At 73.5% G+C, this 17,732-nt stretch carries 19 protein-coding genes; 11 read left to right on the top strand and 8 right to left on the bottom strand.

What is annotated here, in order from left to right:
• The first annotated feature begins 27 nt into the window (after positions 1 to 27).
• Positions 28 to 1,269, top strand: a complete 1,242-nt coding sequence (locus tag OJ962_RS26805) for an EAL and HDOD domain-containing protein (RefSeq protein WP_202956884.1) — start codon at positions 28 to 30, stop codon at positions 1,267 to 1,269.
• A 12-nt stretch (positions 1,270 to 1,281) separates the two neighbouring features.
• Here the strand turns inward: OJ962_RS26805 and OJ962_RS26800 are convergent, their stop codons facing one another.
• Entirely contained in the window at positions 1,282 to 1,959 is a 678-nt protein-coding gene (locus OJ962_RS26800; RefSeq protein WP_202956883.1) for a ComF family protein, read from the bottom strand.
• A 64-nt stretch (positions 1,960 to 2,023) separates the two neighbouring features.
• Here OJ962_RS26800 and OJ962_RS26795 point away from each other — a divergent pair, with 64 nt between their 5' ends.
• A complete protein-coding gene (locus OJ962_RS26795) occupies positions 2,024 to 2,860 on the top strand; it encodes a cytochrome c oxidase assembly protein (RefSeq protein ID WP_202956882.1) in 837 nt (278 codons plus the stop codon).
• Here the strand turns inward: OJ962_RS26795 and OJ962_RS26790 are convergent.
• Positions 2,845 to 3,483 (bottom strand): CDP-alcohol phosphatidyltransferase family protein, encoded by a 639-nt coding sequence (locus tag OJ962_RS26790; RefSeq protein ID WP_202956881.1) that lies wholly within the window; start codon positions 3,481 to 3,483, stop codon positions 2,845 to 2,847. The two genes, OJ962_RS26795 and OJ962_RS26790, sit on opposite strands and share 16 nt — an antisense overlap.
• Before the next feature lie 123 nt (positions 3,484 to 3,606).
• Between OJ962_RS26790 and OJ962_RS26785 the strand changes: the two genes are divergently transcribed.
• Positions 3,607 to 4,440 carry a PhzF family phenazine biosynthesis protein gene (locus tag OJ962_RS26785; RefSeq protein ID WP_202956880.1) on the top strand — a complete coding sequence of 278 codons (834 nt, stop codon included), beginning with the start codon at positions 3,607 to 3,609 and terminating at the stop codon, positions 4,438 to 4,440.
• Here the strand turns inward: OJ962_RS26785 and OJ962_RS26780 are convergent.
• From OJ962_RS26780 to OJ962_RS26770, 3 genes are read right to left on the bottom strand one after another with little or no spacing between them, the layout of a single operon-like run.
• On the bottom strand, positions 4,415 to 5,623 hold the full coding sequence (locus OJ962_RS26780; RefSeq protein WP_202956948.1) for an adenosylhomocysteinase: 1,209 nt from the start codon (positions 5,621 to 5,623) through the stop codon (positions 4,415 to 4,417). The genes OJ962_RS26785 and OJ962_RS26780 overlap by 26 nt on opposite strands.
• A complete protein-coding gene (gene ahcY, locus OJ962_RS26775; protein ID WP_202956879.1) occupies positions 5,607 to 7,028 on the bottom strand; it encodes an adenosylhomocysteinase in 1,422 nt (473 codons plus the stop codon). Before ahcY ends, OJ962_RS26780 begins: the two co-directional genes overlap by 17 nt.
• The gene (locus tag OJ962_RS26770; protein ID WP_202956878.1) at positions 7,025 to 7,411 is read right to left on the bottom strand and encodes a MerR family transcriptional regulator; all 387 of its coding nucleotides are present in this window, start codon (positions 7,409 to 7,411) and stop codon (positions 7,025 to 7,027) included. The genes ahcY and OJ962_RS26770 overlap by 4 nt, the downstream gene beginning before the upstream one ends.
• A gap of 109 nt (positions 7,412 to 7,520) precedes the next feature.
• Here OJ962_RS26770 and OJ962_RS26765 point away from each other — a divergent pair, with 109 nt between their 5' ends.
• Positions 7,521 to 7,673 carry a hypothetical protein gene (locus OJ962_RS26765; RefSeq protein ID WP_202956877.1) on the top strand — a complete coding sequence of 51 codons (153 nt, stop codon included), beginning with the start codon at positions 7,521 to 7,523 and terminating at the stop codon, positions 7,671 to 7,673.
• Here the strand turns inward: OJ962_RS26765 and OJ962_RS26760 are convergent.
• Positions 7,648 to 9,003: a GGDEF domain-containing protein gene (locus OJ962_RS26760; protein WP_202956876.1), complete on the bottom strand. Its 1,356-nt coding sequence runs from the start codon at positions 9,001 to 9,003 to the stop codon at positions 7,648 to 7,650. The two genes, OJ962_RS26765 and OJ962_RS26760, sit on opposite strands and share 26 nt — an antisense overlap.
• A 52-nt stretch (positions 9,004 to 9,055) precedes the next feature.
• Here OJ962_RS26760 and OJ962_RS26755 point away from each other — a divergent pair, with 52 nt between their 5' ends.
• Genes OJ962_RS26755 through OJ962_RS26730 form a run of 6 tightly spaced genes read left to right on the top strand, consistent with a single transcriptional unit; the run spans position 9,056 to position 15,712 of the window.
• Entirely contained in the window at positions 9,056 to 10,645 is a 1,590-nt protein-coding gene (locus OJ962_RS26755; protein ID WP_202956875.1) for a thiamine pyrophosphate-binding protein, read from the top strand.
• Positions 10,646 to 10,686: 41 nt separating this feature from the next.
• On the top strand, positions 10,687 to 11,535 hold the full coding sequence (locus OJ962_RS26750) for a phosphatase PAP2 family protein (protein WP_238932065.1): 849 nt from the start codon (positions 10,687 to 10,689) through the stop codon (positions 11,533 to 11,535).
• Positions 11,444 to 12,850, top strand: a complete 1,407-nt coding sequence (crtI, locus tag OJ962_RS26745) for a phytoene desaturase family protein (RefSeq protein ID WP_270006725.1) — start codon at positions 11,444 to 11,446, stop codon at positions 12,848 to 12,850. The genes OJ962_RS26750 and crtI overlap by 92 nt, the downstream gene beginning before the upstream one ends.
• A gap of 5 nt (positions 12,851 to 12,855) precedes the next feature.
• Positions 12,856 to 13,644, top strand: coding sequence for a phytoene/squalene synthase family protein (locus OJ962_RS26740; protein WP_270006733.1), 789 nt, complete (start codon positions 12,856 to 12,858; stop codon positions 13,642 to 13,644).
• Positions 13,641 to 14,366: a carotenoid biosynthesis protein gene (locus OJ962_RS26735; RefSeq protein ID WP_270006724.1), complete on the top strand. Its 726-nt coding sequence runs from the start codon at positions 13,641 to 13,643 to the stop codon at positions 14,364 to 14,366. The genes OJ962_RS26740 and OJ962_RS26735 overlap by 4 nt, the downstream gene beginning before the upstream one ends.
• Positions 14,363 to 15,712, top strand: a complete 1,350-nt coding sequence (locus tag OJ962_RS26730) for a phytoene desaturase family protein (RefSeq protein ID WP_202956871.1) — start codon at positions 14,363 to 14,365, stop codon at positions 15,710 to 15,712. The genes OJ962_RS26735 and OJ962_RS26730 overlap by 4 nt, the downstream gene beginning before the upstream one ends.
• Here the strand turns inward: OJ962_RS26730 and OJ962_RS26725 are convergent.
• Positions 15,667 to 16,311, bottom strand: a complete 645-nt coding sequence (locus OJ962_RS26725; RefSeq protein ID WP_270006723.1) for a hypothetical protein — start codon at positions 16,309 to 16,311, stop codon at positions 15,667 to 15,669. The genes OJ962_RS26730 and OJ962_RS26725 overlap by 46 nt on opposite strands.
• 86 nt (positions 16,312 to 16,397) lie before the next feature.
• Here OJ962_RS26725 and OJ962_RS26720 point away from each other — a divergent pair, with 86 nt between their 5' ends.
• Positions 16,398 to 16,949 (top strand): glycerol-3-phosphate acyltransferase, encoded by a 552-nt coding sequence (locus OJ962_RS26720; protein ID WP_202956869.1) that lies wholly within the window; start codon positions 16,398 to 16,400, stop codon positions 16,947 to 16,949.
• Here the strand turns inward: OJ962_RS26720 and OJ962_RS26715 are convergent.
• On the bottom strand, positions 16,894 to 17,732 hold an 839-nt coding region (locus OJ962_RS26715; RefSeq protein ID WP_270006722.1), incomplete at its 5' end, for a glycosyltransferase. The two genes, OJ962_RS26720 and OJ962_RS26715, sit on opposite strands and share 56 nt — an antisense overlap.

Below are 17,732 nucleotides of genomic sequence, written 5' to 3'. Positions count from 1 at the left end.
AGGCGCATGCGGCCGACCATGTAGCTTGTGGCCATCTCCGTGCCAGCCGACGCCTCCGGACGGGCCGGCCGCCAAGAAGTAGCCGTCGTCCGCCATCCCATCGCCGATGCACGCAACGTCGTCGTGGGCTATGAGCTGCGTTTCGGCGGTTCGATCGACCTCGGCGACCCGTCGATGGACGCGAAGGCCACGTCCGCCCTGCTCGTCGAGGCCTTCGGCGACATCGGCCTGGAGACGCTCGCCGGCCGCCACCCCGCGTGGGTCACGATCGCCCGTAACTTCCTGGTCGAGATCGGCCCGCCGCCGGTGCGCCCCGACCGTGCGGTGCTGCAGGTCAAGGCGTATCACGCGCGCGACGACCTGTTGCAGATCCTGCAGCGCCTGTCCCGCCAGGGCTACACGATCGCCCTGGACGAGTGGGAGGGCGACATGACGACCAACGTCGAGGAGCTCATGTCGCTGTGCTCGATCGTGCGCGTCGACGTGTCGCGGCTGTCGGTCGACGAGCTGCCGCGCGTGCTGCGCATCCCCAGGATGCAGGGCGCGCTGCTGGTCGCGACCGAAGTCGGCGACTACGCCGCCTTCGAGCGCTGTAAGGCGCTCGGCTTCACCTACTTCCAGGGCGAGTACTTCGCCCAGCCGCGCACCTTCAAGCACCGCGGCGTGGCCACCGCGGGGTTGGGCGCGCTGCGCCGGCTCGCCGAGCTGTCCACGGGCGACGTGTCGTTCGAGGACCTCGAGCGGATCATCTCGTCCGATGTCGGACTGTCACTGAAGTTGCTGCGCTACGTCAACAGCGCGTTCTTCTCCTTGCCGCGCAACGTGTCGTCCGTGCACGAGGCGCTGTCGCTGCTCGGCGTGCGCACGGTCTCCCGGTGGGCGACCGTGATGGTCCTCGCCTCGATCCCGGACACGCCGGACGAGCTGATCGCCCTGGGTCTGCGCCGCGCGCACATGTGCGAGATCCTCGCCGGCCAGTCCAGCAACGAGGAGCGCGAGATGCTCTTCACGATCGGCCTGTTCTCGGTCGCCGACGCGCTGCTGGACATGCCGATGGCGGACGTGCTGGAGTCGCTCCCGTTCACCGAGGAGATCCAGGCCGCCCTGCTGCGCCACGAAGGCCCGAAGGGCGAGCTGCTGGCCGCGGTCGCCTCCTACGAGCGCGGCGAGTTCCCGACGCTGCCCTCGACCGACTCCCGCCCCACGATGGCCGGCGCCTACCGCGCCGCGCTCGAGTGGGCCGACGAGACCGGCCGCGCGATCGCGTAGGCCCCGCGCGCCTCACAGCGTGCGCGCGTAGCTGAGCGCGGCCACCACCAGCACGCCGTCGGCCACGAGCGCGCGGGCGCACGCGTCCAGCGTCGCGCCGGTCGTGTGGACGTCGTCGACGAGCACGACGCGCGGTGGCGGCGAGGCGCGCACGCGCACGAGGATGCGGTTCTCGGCCCGGCGCGTGCGGACGCTCGCGCCGACCTGGCGCTCCGCGCGGTCCTCGCGCACCAGGCACGGCGCGACCGGCAGCGTCAGCCGGCGTGCGAGCGCGGCCGTCAGGACGCCCGCTGGATCGAAGCCGCGTGAGCGGCGCCGCGCGGGCTGGGGCGGCACGGGCACGAGCGCCACGTCCAGGCCGCGCAGGGCCGCGGGGAGGTTCGCGGCCATCTGCGCCGCCATCAGGTCCGCGACCGGCAGGGCCGCGCGGAACTTCAACGCCGCGACGAGCCGGCGCGCCACGCCCTGGTAGGCGAGCGGCGCCCAGGCGCGCGAGAAGGACGCCGCCGCGGCCGGGCAGTCCGTGCCGCGATGGCGCGGGAGCGCGCAGCGCGGGCAACCGGGCGCGAGCCAGGGCAGCGCGCGGGTGCACGTCGCGCACAGGCGCTCCTCGGCGCGGGCCAGCGCGCGCCGGCACGCAGGGCAGCCCGGCGGCGCGACCAGAGCGACCATTTCCGCGAGCCACGACATCGTCGGGTCATGTTCGTGGCAACCGTGTCACGGGTCAGCACGGGCTTCGTCACAATTTTGCGCGGTGTTCGTGCCAACTCTGTTCGGGCAGGCCGAGCCGGTCGATGCCGGCTGGAACTTCGCGCCGATCATCCTCATCGCGCTCGCGGCGTACGTGTACGTGTATGTCGCGCGGTGGCGGACGTCGCGCCGGGAGGGCGGGCCGCGCGCGGCGGGCTACGGGCGCTTGGCGCTGTGGCTGCTCGGCATCGCGCTGCTGTTCGTCGCGCTGATCTCGCCGATCGACCGGCTCGGCGAGCAGTTCGCAACGTTCCACATGGTCCAGCACCTGATCCTCGCCGACCTGGTGCCGATCTGCCTCACGGTCGCGCTCACGAAGCACATCCTGCGCCCGGTCACGCGCCGCATCCACACGCTCGAGCGCAAGGCGGGCCCGTTCGGGCACCCGTGGTTCGGCGTGATCGCCTACGCGGGCGCGATGTGGATCTGGCACATCCCGTTCATGTACGAGGCCGCGCTCTCCAACAGCTTCATCCACACGCTCGAGCACCTCACGTTCGCCGCCGCGGGTGCGCTGTACTGGTGGCACCTGCTGTCGCCGATCCGCTCGCGGCTGCGCCTGGGCGGGATCGGCCCGGTGCTGTACATGGCGATCACGAAGATCGCGGTCGGCTTCCTCGGCATCCTGCTGGGCTTCGCGCCGAGCCTGCTCTACGACATCTACGGGTTCGAAGGCACCCGCTGGGGCCTGACCGCGCTCGAGGACCAGCAGGTGGCCGGCGTGCTGATGGCCCTCGAGCAGTCGCTGGTGATGGGGGTCGCGCTCGCGTACCTGTTCATCCGCATGCTGTCGGAGGCGGACGAGGCCGACGAGCGCGACGAGCGCTACGGCACCGTGTAGGGCTCGCGCGCGGCGAGCGCCTTCAGGTTCGAGCACGCGCGCGCGAGCAGCGCGAGGCCCATGACGGCCGCGCCGCCGAGCGCGACCAGGTCGAGCAGCGTCAGCCCGAGCCACGAGACCTCAGCGCCCAGCGCGACGGCGCTCAGGAGCGCGATCAATGCGATCCGCGCCTCGGTCGGCCCGAGCCGCCCATAGCCGAGCGAGAAGCGCCCGAACGCGTGCGTCTCCAGGTACGAGTTGATCGACAGCGCCAGGTAGACGATCACGAGCACCAGGCCGGCCCACAGATGCATCGACGTCGACAGCCCGAGGCCGAGGCCGACCGCGACCGTCGCGAACGCGTCCGCGAGGTGGTCGACGTAGTAGCCGTAGCGCGGTCGCTCGGCGCGGCGCACGCGCGCGAGCGTCCCGTCCAGCGAGTCGCCGAACCAGTGCACGACCAGCAGCGCCGCGGCCGTCCAGAAGTGGCCGGTGGCCGCAGCGACGGCGAAGGCGACCGCCGCCGCCAGCGCCAGCACGGTGAGATGGTCCGGCCGCACGAAGCCGGGCAGCCGCCGAGCGATCGCCCGCAGCAGCCACCGCTCGGGCCGGGCCAAGAGGAATGTCGTCTCGCGGTCCTGCATCGAATCTCTCCTTGTTGACCGTCGTTCAACAAGACATAACCGAACGTTGGCCGGCGGTTACAGATTCGTGATGACGAGCCAGCCGTACCGAACGGCGATCACCGCGCTGCCACGATCGACCGCATGACCGCGATCCTGAGCTATGCCGCCTTCACCGACACCCCGGAGGGCGGAAACCCCGCCGGCGTCGTGCTCGACGCGCGCGGGCTCGACGAGACCCAGATGCTCAAGATCGCGGCCGATCTGGGCTACAGCGAGACCGCCTTCGTGGTTGCACGCGACACCCCCAATGAGTACGACGTGCGCTACTTCGCCCCCGAGGCCGAGGTCCCGTTCTGCGGGCACGCGACGATCGCGACCGGCGTCGCGCTCGCCGACCGCGACGGCACGGGCACGCTCGTCTTCCACACCCAGGCGGGCACCATCCCCGTGCACACCGAAGGCACCGACGGCGCCATCACCGCCACGCTGACGAGCGTGAAGCCCCACACCGAAGACGTCCCCGAGGACGTGCTGGGCACCGCGCTCGACGCCCTCGGCTGGGACAAGCGCGAGCTCGACCCGGCGCTGCCGCCGAAGATCGCCTACGCCGGCGCCCGCCACCTCGTCCTGGCGGCCAAGACCCGCGAGCGCCTCGCCGACCTCGACTACGACTTCGAGGCCCTCAAGCAGCTGATGCTCGACCTCGACCTGATCACGGTCGACCTCGTCCACCGCGAGGACGCGACCACCTTCCACGCGCGCAACCCGTTCCCGATCGGCGGGGTCGTCGAGGACCCGGCGACCGGCGCGGCGGCGGCCGCGTTCGGCAACTACCTGCGCGAGACGGGCAACATCGAAGCGCCCGCGACGGTGACCGTCCACCAGGGCGTCGACATGGGCCGCCCGAGCCTGCTGACGATCACCATCGGCACCGAGCCGGAGATCCGCGTCAGCGGCCGAGCGGTGGCGATGTGAGCGACCGGTAGGCGGCCTGCTCGGGCGTCAGCTCGTCGATCTCGACGCCCAGCGCCGCCAGCTTCAACGCGGCGACCTCGCGCTCGATGGCGTCCGGGACCTGATGCACGCCCGGTTCGAACGAGCCGCGCGCCAGCGCCTCGGCGGCCAGCGCCTGCAGCGCGAAGGAGACGTCCATGACTGCCGCCGGGTGCCCCTCGGCGGCGGCGAGGTTCACGACCCGGCCGCCGGCCAGCAGGTTCAGCCGCCGCCCGCCGAGGTCGTACTGCTGCACCAGCGGCAGCACGTCCCGCACCGACACCGCCGCTTCGCGCAGATCGGGCAGCGAGATCTCGACGTCGAAGTGCCCCGCGTTGGCGAGCACGGCGCCGTCCTTCATCACCGCGAAGTGCTCGCCGCGCAGGACGTCCTGGCCGCCCGTCACGGTGATGAAGACGTCCCCGCGCGCAGCGGCGTCCAGCGCGGGCATGACGGCGAAGCCCTCCATGCGCGCCTCCAGGGCGCGCAGCGGGTCGACCTCGCACACGATCACGGTCGCGCCCAGGCCGTGCGCGGCCAAGGCCACACCCCGCCCCGTCCAGCCGTAGCCCAGCACGACGACGGTCTGCCCGGCCAGCAGGATGTTCGTCGTGCGCAGGATGCCGTCCATCACGGACTGGCCCGTGCCGAAGCGATCGTTGAGCGCCTTCTCGGCGCGCGCCTCGTTGACCGCGAAGACCGGGACGGTGAGGTTCATCGCGCGCAGCCGCGCGAGACCGGTGGTGGTCTCTTCGGTCCCGCCCAGCATCCCCTCGAGCAGCTGGGGGACGGCGTGCAGCGCCGACAGCAGGTCCGCGCCGTCGTCGAGGACGATCCGCGGGGCCCGCGCGGCCACGGACGCCACGTCCTCGGCCCAGGCCTCCGGCGGCCCGGCGTGAACGTCGGCGGAGTCGCGCAGGGCGGCGGCGACGTCGTGCTGCGTCGCATAGGGGTTCGACGCGGCCAGCACCACGTCCGCCCCGCCCGCCTTCAGTGCCCGCACCAGCACGCCCGTCTCGGACGTGATGTGCAGGCACAGACCCACGGTCAGCCCGTCCAGGGGCTTCTCGCGGGCGAACCGCTCACGGATCGACCGGAGGACGGGCATCTGCCCGTCCGCCCAGTCGATACGCAATAGCCCTGAAGGCCTAGTAGCGATAGTGATCCGGCTTGTACGGGCCCTCGACCGGCACGCCGATGTAGGCGGCCTGCTCGGGCGACAGCTCCGTCAGACGCACGCCGAGCGCGTCGAGGTGCAGGCGCGCGACCTTCTCGTCGAGGTGCTTCGGGAGCACGTAGACCGACTTCTCGTACTCCTCGGTCTTCGTGAACAGCTCGATCTGGGCGATCGTCTGGTTCGTGAAGGAGTTCGACATCACGAACGACGGGTGGCCGGTCGCGTTGCCGAGGTTGAGGAGGCGGCCCTCGGACAGGACGATGATCGTCGAGCCGTCCTGGAAGCGCCACTCGTGGACCTGCGGCTTGATCTCGATCCGCTCGATGCCCGGGATCTTGGCCAGGCCGGCCATGTCGATCTCGTTGTCGAAGTGGCCGATGTTGCCGACGATCGCCTGGTGCTTCATCCGCTGCATCTGCGCGGCGGAGATGACGTCCTTGTTACCGGTCGTCGTGATGAAGATGTCGCCGTACTCGACGACGTCCTCGAGCGTGGCGACCTGGTAGCCCTCCATCGCGGCCTGCAGCGCGCAGATCGGGTCGATCTCGGTGACGATGACGCGGCCGCCCTGGCCCCGCAGCGCCTCCGCGCAGCCCTTGCCGACGTCGCCGTAGCCGAGCACGACGCAGACCTTGCCGGCGATCATGACGTCGGTCGCGCGGTTGAGGCCGTCGACCAGCGAGTGGCGGCAGCCGTAGAGGTTGTCGAACTTGGACTTGGTGACCGAGTCGTTGACGTTGATCGCCGGGAAGAGCAGCTTGCCCTGCTTGGCGAACTCGTACAGGCGGTGCACGCCCGTCGTGGTCTCCTCGGTCACGCCCTTGATCGTGGCCGCGGCGCGCGTCCACTTCTGGTTGTCCTCGGCCAGGTTGCGCGTGAGCGTCTCGAGGATGATGCGGTGCTCGTCGTTGTCGGCGGTCGACGGGTCCGGCACGGCGCCGGCGGCCTCGTACTCGACGCCCAGGTGGACGAGCAGCGTCGCGTCGCCACCGTCGTCGAGGATCATGTTCGGGCCCTCGCCGTCAGGCCACGTCAGCGCCTGCTCGGTGCACCACCAGTACTCCTCGAGCGTCTCGCCCTTCCAGGCGAAGACCGGGATGCCGGCCTCGGCGATGGCCGCCGCGGCGTGATCCTGCGTCGAGAAGATGTTGCACGAGGCCCAGCGGACCTCAGCACCAAGAGCGACGAGCGTCTCGATCAGGACGGCCGTCTGGATCGTCATGTGGAGCGAGCCGGTGATGCGCGCGCCCTTGAGCGGCTGCGCGTCGGCGAACTCCGCGCGCGTCTGCATCAGGCCGGGCATCTCATGCTCGGCGAGCTGGATCTCCTTGCGGCCGAAAGCGGCAAGGCCGATGTCGGCGACCTTGTAGTCGGTCGTCTCGATGGCGGTCATACGGTCTCCGGGGTGGGGGTTTCGATGCGGCGCGCCAGCGCGGCGAGCAGCTTCTCGTGCTTCTCCTGCTCGAAGCGCAGCCAGTCGGACGACGCGACGTCGTCCGGGCGCTGGGCCTCGCTCTCCAGCCAGGCGTCCGTGGCCTGGCGGAGCTCGTCGTCGCGGCGCAGCCGCAAGGCGAACGCCAGATCGGAGAGCCCGATGGCGTGTTCGTCCAGCAGCTCGCGCAGCGTGCGCAGACGCTGCAGCTCGGCCGGGCCGTACAGCCGGTAGCCCGCGGCCGAGCGGGTGGGCTCCAGGAGCCCGACGCGCTCGACGTAGCGAAGCATCCGCGGGCTCCAGCCCGTGGTCTCAGCCGCTTCGTTGATCGTGAGCGCGTCCACTGCGGGCCAGTGTAGCGAGACCTTGACAGAGTTGTGTCAAGGTTTGCCGCAGGGCCCCTGGGCGATTCGGCTTTGGCTGGCCTTCATGCGATTTGGGCAGCCTGGAGACATGCCGTTGCTGAACACCCTGATGAAGTTCGCCCGCACGCCTCAGGGGCGCCGGGCCATGAACCGCGCCATGTCCTACGCCCGCAGCCCGCAGGGCCGCAAGCAGATCGCCCAGGTGCAGCGCCAGCTCAGCGCGCGCCGGAAGCCGCGCTGAGCGAGCGGCGCCCGAACTCGCCCGCGAGCTGCGCAGCGCGTTCGGCGTCCATGCCGTGCTCGGCCAGCATCCGCATGAGCGCGTCGGCCTGCCCGGCGCGCCGGCGGCGCTTGCGCGCGTACATGCGCTCGTCGGCGAGCCGGAGCGCGTCGGCGGCGGTGTCGGCCTCGCCCGGGATGGCCACGACGCCGTGTGACGCCGTGATGTCGCCCTCGGTCAGCGCCGTGACGGCGCGGGCCGTCGCAGGCGCCTCGTCGGTCAGCAGGCAGAACTCGTCGCCGCCGAGCCGGTAGGCGCGACCGACGCCGGCGAGCTTGGGCGCGAGCCGCTGCAGCAGCGCGTCACCGGCCGCGTGGCCGAAGGCGTCGTTGTACTCCTTGAACCCGTCGAGGTCGAAGAACGCGAGCGTGTGCGGCGTGCGCGCGGCGATGGCGGCGTCCAGGTCATCGGTCAGCGCGCGCCGGTTCGGCAGCCCGGTGAGCTTGTCGGTGACGGCCTCCTCGCGCGCGCTGCGCACGAGCCGCTGGTTCTCGCGCAGCAGGAACCCGGTGCGGAGGAGACCGACGAACAGCGCCGCGCCCGCCAGCCACACCGTGACCGGGCTCCCGCCGGTGAGCGCGGCGTGCATGAGCAGCGCGACGCAGACCGCGCCGCCCGTGACGGGCACGGCCGCGGCGACCACGCCACCGACGCGCTGGCCGCGCGGGGCTGACGGAAAGAAGACGGCGTAGGACGTGAGCACCAGCGCCGCGGCCCACAGCAGCAGCGTGGTCCGCGCCGGCGCGAGCGGGTTCGTGAGCGTGAGGTCGTTGACCACCAGGAACGTCTCGCCGACGGCGATGATCCACCAGGCGCGCGCGGGCCGCCAGCCGTTGACGGCGAACGCGAGCAGGATCGTCGTGACGATCATGGCGTCGCCGGCGAGCGCGGTGGCCGGCACGCGCAGCCCGAGCCCGACGAGTGAGTCGCTGACGTAGGCGGTCAGGATCGCGGCGGCCGTGAGGCCGGCGATGACGCCGTCCAGCGCGAGCCAGCGGCTGCGGATCTGGGTCGCGGCGAGCGTCACCAGGCCCGCCTGCGCGAAGCCGAAGGACACGAGGAAGCACGCGTTCAGGCGCTCGGGATCGAGGTCGCCGATCGCCCAGCTGGTGTTCGCGACCGTCAGCAACAGCCACGCGACCCGCGCGTCCGGGCGGCGCACGGCCTGCACCGCCATCAGCGCGATCGCGACCAGCTGGACGGCGTCGCGGACGACCAGGTCGCCGGTGAGGGCGAAGACCGCGAGCCCCGCGAACAGGCAGGCGAAGATCGCGTGAGGAAGACGGGTCACAGCATTCGCCATCGGCCGCCGCACCCGCGACTTGAGCGGTACGGTCCGCAGCATGTCCACGGGTGCGCAGGTGATCGTCGAGGAGCTCGAGCGGGCGGGGGTCGACGTCTGCTTCGGGTTACCGGGAGTCCACAACCTGGCGCTCTGGGCGGCGCTGCGCGAGTCCTCGATCCGGCTCGTCGGGGTCCGCCACGAGCAGGCCGCCGCGTACGCCGCCGACGGCTACGCGCGGGCGACCGGCAGGCTGGGCGTGGCGATCACGACCACCGGGCCAGGCGCGGCGAACACGCTCGGCGCGGTCGGGGAGGCGTGGGCGAGCCGCTCGCCGATCCTCGTGATCGCGACCGACATCCCGAGCGGCCTGCGCCGCCCCGGCGAGTACCGCGGCGTCCTGCACGAGACCGACGGACAGGCCGCGATGTTCGCGCCCGTCGTGAAGTCCGTGCACCTCGGGTGCAGCGCGGGCGAGGTCGCGAACGCCACCGCGGCCGCAGTGCGCAGCGCGACGAGCGCGCCGACCCGGCCCGCGTACCTGGAGATCGCCACGGATCTGCTGGCCGCCGAGGTGCCCGAGGGGGACCCACTCGCGGTGGCCCTGGCCGAGGACGCGTACGACCTCTCCAGCGTGGTCGCGGCCCTCGACGGCGCGCGGCGTCCACTGATCTGGGCCGGCGGCGGCGCCCGCGACGCGGCCGGGGCGGTCCGCGCGCTGGCCGAGAAGCTCGCAGCGCCCGTGCTCACCACCTACGGCGCGGCCGGCGTCCTGCCGCCCGGGCACCCGAACCTCGTCGGGCTCCCGCCGCACGTCGAGGCCGCGGGCCGGCTATGGGACGAGGCGGACGTGATCGTCGCGATCGGCTCGGACCTCGACGGCGTCCAGACGCAGAACTTCGCGCAGCCGCAGCCCGAGACGCTGATCGCGATCTCCCTCGAGGAGCCGACGAACTACCGCGCGGACGTGTTCGTCCCCGGCGACGCCGCGGTCGCCGCCCAACTGGCCGAGCAGGTCAAGCCGCGCGAGGGCGCGCTCGAGCTCGCCGCCGCCCGCGCGCAGGCCTGCACGGGCCTCGACGCGGCCGCGCTGCGCTTTCTGGACGCCATGCGCTTCGCCGTTCCCGCCGAGGCCAACATCGTCGTCGACATGTGCATCCCCGGCTACTGGATGGCCGGGTTCTTCACGCCCGCCGCGCCCCGCCGGCTCCAGGTTCCGCTCGGCTGGGGCACGCTCGGCTACGCGTTCCCGGCAGGGCTCGGCGCGGCGCTCGCCGGCACGGGCCCGACGGTGTCGCTGTCGGGCGACGGCGGTTTCCTGTTCGCCGCGGGCGAGCTCGCCACGATGGCGCAGGAGCAGATCCCGCTGACGGCCGTGATCGTGGACGACGGCGGCTACGGGATGCTGCGCTACGACCAGGTTCGCGCGGGCACCGAGACGTTCGGCGTCGACCTGCACACGCCGGATTTCGAGGCCATGGCGGCGTCGTTCGGTGTGTGGGCGGAAACCGTGTTCGGGCTCGAGGACGACTTCGGCGAGGCGCTCGCCCGGCACGTCGACACCGGCCAGCCTTCCGTGCTGGTGGCCAAGACGCCGACGCCGCTCGTGCCGCCGCCCAACACATCGCCGAACTGGTACCGCAAGCGCTGAAGGACATTGCGTGAGCCTGTCCCGGGGTAGCCCCGGCCGCAATGAAGTTGGTGCGGGATGCGGCTGTCGTCCTCGCCGCGCTCGCGCTGTGCCCCCTCGTGGCCCTGCTCGCGCCGGACGAGGCACCCCTGGGCAGGACGCGTGCGCTCGCGGACGTCGAGCGCTCGCTCGGGCTGCTGTTCGAGCCCGGCTGGCACGCGTGGCTGGCCGACCGGCCGGCGCTGATGACGGCCGCGGGCCTGTTCTACGTGTGGGTGCACGTGCCGGCGACGATCGGCGCGCTCGTGTGGGCGCGGCTCGAGCGCCCGCACGCGTTCGGTTTGGCGCGCGACACGTTCGTCGCGACCCAGTTGCTCACCGTCGTCGGCTACCTGGCGTGGCCGGTCGCGCCGCCCCGGATGGCGCCGGAGCTCGGCTTCTCCGACACGCTCGCCACCGTCTACGGGACCAGCGCCGACTCCCTCGCGCACTCCGTGCAGAGCCCGTACGCGGCGATGCCGAGCGGGCACGTCGCGTTCGCCTGCGTGGCGGCGGGTGTCGTGTTCGCACTGGTCCGCTCGCGCACGCTGCGGGTGGGCGCGGTGCTGTACGTGGCGCTGGTCGTCGTCGTGATCATCGCCACCGCGAACCACTTCTGGCTGGACGCGATGGGAGGCGCCGCGGCGGCGGTCGCCGGATTGTTCACCGCCCGATGCATCCGTCTGCGGCTCGGGCACCGTAGAAAGGTCGATGACGGTGACTTCGCTCTCGCGGGGAACGCGCGCGGTGGTGATCGGGGCGGGCCTGGGTGGCCTGGCCGTGGCGCTGAGGCTCCAGGGCCAGGGTTTCGACGTAACGGTGCTGGAGCAGGGCTCCGCACCGGGCGGCCGGGCCGCGCGTCTGCGCGCTGACGGCTTCACGTGGGACACCGGGCCGTCATTGATCACGATGCCGTGGGTGCTCGAGGAGGCGTTCGCGGCGGGCGGGCTCGACCTGTGGTCCGAGGTGAGGATGCGGCGGCTGGACCCGCTCTACCGCATCCGCTGGGCGGGCGAGGAGCGCCACCTGGACTTCTTTTCGGACGTGGACGCGCTGCGCGCGGAGATCGCGCGCTTCGACGAGCGGGACGCGAAGGCGCTGGACGGCTTCCTGGCCGCGCTGAAGCCGATCTACGAGGAAGGGCTGCTGGCCGCGGGGCAGAAGGCGTTCCCGTCGCCGCTGTCGTTCGCCGCGCTCGTGCCGGCGATGGTGCGGCTGCGCGCCGTGCTGCCGCTGCACGCGTTCGTCTCCCGCCACTTCCGCAATCCACGCGTGCGTGAGGCGTTCTCCTTCCACTCGCTGTTCATCGGCGGCGACCCGTACCGCGTGCCCGCGATCTACGGCGCGCTCGTGTACCTGCAGTTGCTGGACGGCGGCTGGTACACGGACGGCGGCGTGTACTCGCTCGTGGAGGCGATGGCGCGGCCGCTGGACGTGCGCTGCGGTGCTCGTGTGGAGCGGATCGAGACCGGCGCCGGCGGCGTGCGCGCGGTGTGGCGGGGGGCGGGCGAACGGGTCCGGCCCGGCGTGGCCGTGACCAACGCCGACGTGCTGCGCCCCCACGAGCTCCTCGGGCGGCGCTCGCCGCGGCGGCGGCTGACGCCGACGATGTCCGCCTTCCTGCTCTACCTCGGGTGCGACCGGCAGTTCGACGCGCTGCTGCACCACACGCTGCTCGTGGGGCACGAATACCGGGAATTCATCCGGGACGTCACGCGCGGGCGCGGGCTCCCGTCCACCTACTCGACCTACGTGCACGCCCCGGCCCGGACCGAGCCGGCGATGGCGGCGCCCGGCGGCGACTCGCTGGCGGTGCTGCTGCCGGTCCCGAACCTGCGGGCGGGCGTGGACTGGGCCAGCGCTGCGGACCGGTTGCGGGACGGGCTCGTGCGGGACATGGAGACGACGTTCGGGCTTTCCGGGCTGGACGCTTCGGTGCGGGTGGAGCACCGGATGACGCCGCTGGACTTCGCGTCGCGCTTCGGCGCCGTGGACGGCAACGCGTTCGCGGTCGAGCCGACGCTGCACCAGTCCGCCTACTTCCGCGCGCCGAACCGCGTGCCGGGCGTGCGCGGGCTCTACCACGTCGGAGGGGGAACGCACCCGGGGGCGGGGATCCCCGGCGTGCTGATGGGAGCGGCCGTCACCGGCGAGCTGGTCGCGGCGGACGCGGGGGTCCGGGCTTGAGCGCCGTGCTCGACGAGGCCCGGGCGACCACCAAGCAGGTCGCGCGCACGTTCGCGCTGGCGTGCCGGCTGCTGCCGCGCGACGTGCGCGACGACGTCTACCTGCTGTACCTGGTGTTCCGCACGCTGGACGACCTCGTCGACGACGGCCGCCCCGAGGCCGCCGACCGCGTGAGCGCGGTGGAGCTGTGGGCCGCCGGCGAGCCCGTGGTCACGCCGGAGACGACGATCCTCACGGACCTCGAGCGCCGGCACGCGTTGCCGCGCGACGCGCTGGCCGACTTCTGCGCCGGGATGCGCGAGGACCTGACCGGCGCCGTCTACGAGACCGAGGAGGACGTGGACCGCTACTGCTACCGCGTCGCCGGTACCGTCGGGGTCGTGATGGCCGCCGTGTTGGGCACAGACGACTTCGAGCGAGCCCGCCCGGCCGCGGCCGCCCTCGGCATGGCGATGCAGCGCACGAACATCCTGCGCGACATCGACGAGGACGTCGCCAACGGCCGCATCTACTTCGCCCGCTCGACGCTGGACCGCTTCGGCTCGCTCGAGCCGGGTCGCCGCGAGGCGCTGCTGCGCGACCAGATCCCGCGCGCCGACGCGCTGTACGACCGCGGGATCGCGGGGATCGGCGAGCTCCGGCGCGGGCGCCGCGCGATCCTCGCCGCCGCCAACATGTACCGCGAGCTGCTGCGCCAGCTGGAGGTCGAGGGCTACGGGGTCCGCCCGGGTCGCGCGATCGTGCCGCGGTCGCGCAAGTTGAAGATCGCCGCGCGCGCGGCGTGGCGCGCGTGAAGGCGCTCGCCACGGCGCGCGACAGGCTGGCACGGCCGCGGCTCTTCCCAGCGCTGTTCGGCTCGCTCGCGGCCGCCCAGATCGCGTACGGGCGCTCCCGCCGTACGCCGGCGGCGACGCGGGGAATCGTGGGGCTGATGCTCGCGACGTCGCTCGCCGAGGCGCGCCGGCCGGGGCCCGTGCTGGCCGCGGGCGCGATCGGCTTCGGCGCCGAGCTCGTGGGGGTCGCGACGGGCAAGCCGTTCGGGCACTACTCGTACTCGGAGCAGCTCGGGCCGCGCGTGCGCGGGGTGCCCGTGCTGGCCGCCGCGGCGTGGGCGATGATGGCGCGGCCGGCGTGGGCCGTCGCGGGGCGCTTTTCCCGGCATCCGGCCGCGCGGGTGCCGCTCGCCGCCGGTGCGCTGACGGCGTGGGACGTCTACCTGGACCCGCGCATGGTCCGCGAGGGCTACTGGTCCTGGCCCGGCGGCGGCCGCTACGAGGGCGTACCGGCGTCGAACTTCGCGGGCTGGTTCGTGACCGGCCTCGGCGTGTTCGCGGCCTTCGCGGCGCTCGAACGCGAGGGCGGCTCGTCCGGCGACGACGCGGGCGCCGTGGCCCTGTACGCGTGGACCTGGGCGGGCGAGGCGATCGCCAACGCGTTCATCTGGCGCCGGCCGGTGGTCGCACTCGCCGGCGGGCTCGCGATGGGCGCGTTCGCGGCGCCGGCGCTGCGCCGATGAAGGTCGCGGTCGTGGGAGCAGGCGTCGGCGGGCTCGCCGCCGCGATCGAGCTCGCGGGTGCGGGGCACGCGGTGACCGTGTTCGAGCGCGCGGACGCGCCGGGCGGCAAGTGCGGGCGGGTCGAGCGGGACGGCTTCGTGTGGGACGCCGGACCTTCGCTGCTGACGATGCCGTGGGTGTTCGAGGACCTCGGGCTCGAGCTCGAGCGGGTCGAGCCGGTCACGCGGTACGAGTTCGCGGACGGGTCGGTGCTCGAGCTGTCGGCCGACCTGCCGCGCGCGCTCGCGGCGCTGGAGGCGTGGTCGCCGGGCGCGGGCGCGGACTGGATGCGCTTCCTCAGCGTGTGCGCGTCCATGTGGCGGGCGTCGGAGCGCTTCCTGACCGGGCCGCCGCCGTTCCCGCCGCGCCGGCCCGCGCCGGGCGAGCCGCCGCCCGACCCACGCGACGCGCTGCGCGTGAAGCCGTGGTGGACGCTGCGCGACCTCGCCCGCGCCACCGCGCGCGACCCGCGGCTGCGGATGGTGATCGAGCGCTTCGCGACCTACGCGGGCGCCGATCCGCGGCGCGCGCCCGCGGCGCTCGCGACGGCCGGGTACGTCGAGCACGCCTTCGGCGCCTGGCACCCGCGCGGCGGGATGTACGCGATCCCGTTGGCGATGACGCGGCGGTTGGAGGCGCTGGGCGGCGAGCTGCGCCTGAACACACCCGTCGAGCGGATCACCGTCGCGAACGGCCGTGTGCGCGGCGTGGAGACCGGCGACGGCGCGTTCGCCGCGGACGCGGTCGTCACGGACGTCGACGAGCGCGTCGTGCGCACGCGCCTGCTCGGCCGGCCCGCGCGGCGGCGCACGCCGTCGCTGTCGGGGCTCGCGCTGCTGCTCGGCGTGTGCGATCCGGCGCCCGCGCACCACCGCATCCTGTTCCCGCGCGACTACGACGCCGAGTTCGACGACATCTTCACGCACCGCCGCATGCCGCAGGACCCGACCCTGTACGTGTGCGCGCCGCCCGAGCAGGGCTGGTTCGTGCTCGTCAACGCGCCCGCCTCCCCCGCCGACTGGGACGCCACCCAGGCCGCCGCGGTCGAGCGGCTGGGCGTGCAGCCGAGCGTCGTCGAGCGCGTGACGCCGCAGGACCTCGGCGGCCCGATCTACGGCGCCGCCCCGCACGGCCGGCTCGGCGCGATGTTGCGGCCGGGCAACCGCATCCGCGGCATCGACGGCCTGTGGCTCACCGGCGGCACCGTGCACCCGGGCGGCGGCCTGCCGCTCGTCACGCTCGGCGGGCGCAGCGTCGCCCGTCAGCTCAGCGGGTCACGCCCGTCCCACGTACCCTCCGCGCCATAGGGCACGAAACGCGCGAACAGCTCCTCCGAGTACCAGCCCTCCGCGCGGGTCCGCTTGACCACCGCCGCGTGGGCCGCGTTGCGGTACGCGTACCCCTTCGCCGCATCGAGATCGCGCCAGAGCGAGAACGTCGCCTGGCGCAGCACGGGCAGCTCGCCGATCGCGACCGAAGCGAGCAGGCCGGGCGCGTCGTGCAGCGTGCGTGCAGGGCCGGGCACGGCACGATGAAAGGCGACGAGCCGCCGCGGCCGGATCGCAGCGCGCGTGAGGATCGCGACAGGTTGGGCCGCGCCGTCGCCGCTCGTCGCCCCCAGCCCGCCGTCGCTCGCCCCGCCCGCCAGCGGGTTCTCTCCGCTCCACGCGCCGTGCGCGCGGACCGGGGCGAGCCGCACCGTGTAGTGCTCCGCCGCGCGCCAGCGGGCGGCGATCTCCGACCCGGCGAGGAAGGCGTCGAGCGCGGCGTCGTCGTCCCACACCGCGAACAGCGCCCAGCGGCGGAAGTCCGCCGACAGCGTCATCGTGCTGCCGCGGCCGGTGCCGAGCAGGCGGAAGAAGCGCAAGCCTTCGACACGGCCCAGCACGGGCCGGTCCCAGGCCATGTAGGGGAGACCGTCGCGGATTCCGGGGTAGCGAACGAGGTGGAACGAGGCGACGGGCACGGATGGAATACGGACTAGCAGCCCTGGTGGGCTATTTGTGCGGCGCGATCCCGGTCGCGTTGCTGGTCGCGCGCCGGCACGGGGTCGACCTGCTCACGGTGGGCGACCGCAACCCGGGCGCCTGGAACGCCCTCGACCACCTGGGCGCCCGCCGCGCCTGGCCCGCGTTCGTGGGCGACGGCGCGAAGGCGTTGGTGCCCGCCGCGGCGGCGCACCTCGCGTTCGGCTACTGGCCCGCGTTCGCCGCGGTCGCCGGCGCCATGGTGGGTCACGCGTTCCCGGTCCCCCACCCGAGCCGCGGGGGCAAGTCGATCATGTGCTTCGTCGGCGGCGCCTTCGCGCTCTCGCCGCTCGCCGCCGGGATCTGCGGCGCGCTGGCGATCGTCATCACGCTCGCGGCGGCGTTCAAGTACGCCGCGCGCGCCGCCGTGGGCGCTTTCCCGTTCGTGCTGTACGTGACCGACCCGATCGAGCACGTCGCCGCGATCGGCGCGCTGATGACGTTCATCGGCGTGCTGTTCGTCACCCGTAGGCGCGTCCCCGCCAGCGCCGCGCCGGGCGCACCACCGACCACGTGAGCCGGACTGCGGCGGCGAGGTCGGCCAGCGGCGACAGCCAGTACGGCGCGCCTCGCTTCGCGTAGGCGGGAGCGAACGCGCCCGCCATCGCCAGCCGCAGCGCCAGCAACGCGAGATCGAGCCGCGTCGCCCGCCGCGCCGCGAGCCGCACCCACGGCAGCCCGAGCGTCAGCCACACCACGGCGAGATCCGCCGCCCGCCACGCCGGCGAGGTGACGTCCGGCAGCGCGATCGAGCGCCCCCACTCCCGCCAGGTCTCGGCCGCGCCGTCGTACATGTCGACGTCGATCAGCCCGCCGCCGTCGTGGAACGCGACCCGCCACCCGCGCCGCGCGAGGCCGCGCGCGAACGCCGCGTCGTCGGTCATGTGCCCGGCCGCTTCGCGGTACCCGCCGGCCTCGAGCAGCGCCTGCCGCCGCACCGCCGTGCACTGCCCGTTGATCATCAGCCGCGCGACCGGCACGTCCGCGTCGGCGTCCGGCGGCCCGTACCGGTAGACGAGCGTCGCGAGCAGCGCGGGATGGAGAAAGCGCTCGCCCGGCCCCGAGCACACGAACCGGCAGCCGACGCTGACGAGGGCCGGCGCGACGGGGGCGGCCGACGACGACCCTACGGGGGCCGCCGGCGAGCCCATGGCGCGGGCGGCCGGCGAGCCCGCGGCGGGTGCGGGTGGCGAATCCGCGGCGACGCGCTCGGCGGCGTCGAGGGCGGCCGCCGCGGCGCGGGCCAGGCCTGGACGGGGGCGCGTGGCGGCGGCCGCCGGGACCCCGGTCCCGCCCCGCG

The organism is Solirubrobacter deserti (assembly GCF_027587175.1).
Lineage (GTDB): Bacteria > Actinomycetota > Thermoleophilia > Solirubrobacterales > Solirubrobacteraceae > Solirubrobacter > Solirubrobacter deserti.
Note: the sequence above shows the minus strand (reverse complement) of the source record. Positions and strands in the feature narration are given on the sequence as shown.

Excerpts from the sequence above, each read along its gene's own strand:
- OJ962_RS26765 (WP_202956877.1), top strand. The coding sequence starts at position 7,521 with ATGCCGTTGCTGAACACCCTGATGAAGTTCGCCCGCACGCCTCAGGGG.
- OJ962_RS26790 (WP_202956881.1), bottom strand. The coding sequence starts at position 3,483 with ATGCAGGACCGCGAGACGACATTCCTCTTGGCCCGGCCCGAGCGGTGG.
- ahcY (WP_202956879.1), bottom strand. The coding sequence starts at position 7,028 with ATGACCGCCATCGAGACGACCGACTACAAGGTCGCCGACATCGGCCTT.
- OJ962_RS26725 (WP_270006723.1), bottom strand. The coding sequence starts at position 16,311 with ATGGCCTGGGACCGGCCCGTGCTGGGCCGTGTCGAAGGCTTGCGCTTC.
- OJ962_RS26750 (WP_238932065.1), top strand. The coding sequence starts at position 10,687 with ATGAAGTTGGTGCGGGATGCGGCTGTCGTCCTCGCCGCGCTCGCGCTG.
- OJ962_RS26785 (WP_202956880.1), top strand. The coding sequence starts at position 3,607 with ATGACCGCGATCCTGAGCTATGCCGCCTTCACCGACACCCCGGAGGGC.
- OJ962_RS26800 (WP_202956883.1), bottom strand. The coding sequence starts at position 1,959 with ATGTCGTGGCTCGCGGAAATGGTCGCTCTGGTCGCGCCGCCGGGCTGC.
- OJ962_RS26730 (WP_202956871.1), top strand. The coding sequence starts at position 14,363 with ATGAAGGTCGCGGTCGTGGGAGCAGGCGTCGGCGGGCTCGCCGCCGCG.
- OJ962_RS26755 (WP_202956875.1), top strand. The coding sequence starts at position 9,056 with ATGTCCACGGGTGCGCAGGTGATCGTCGAGGAGCTCGAGCGGGCGGGG.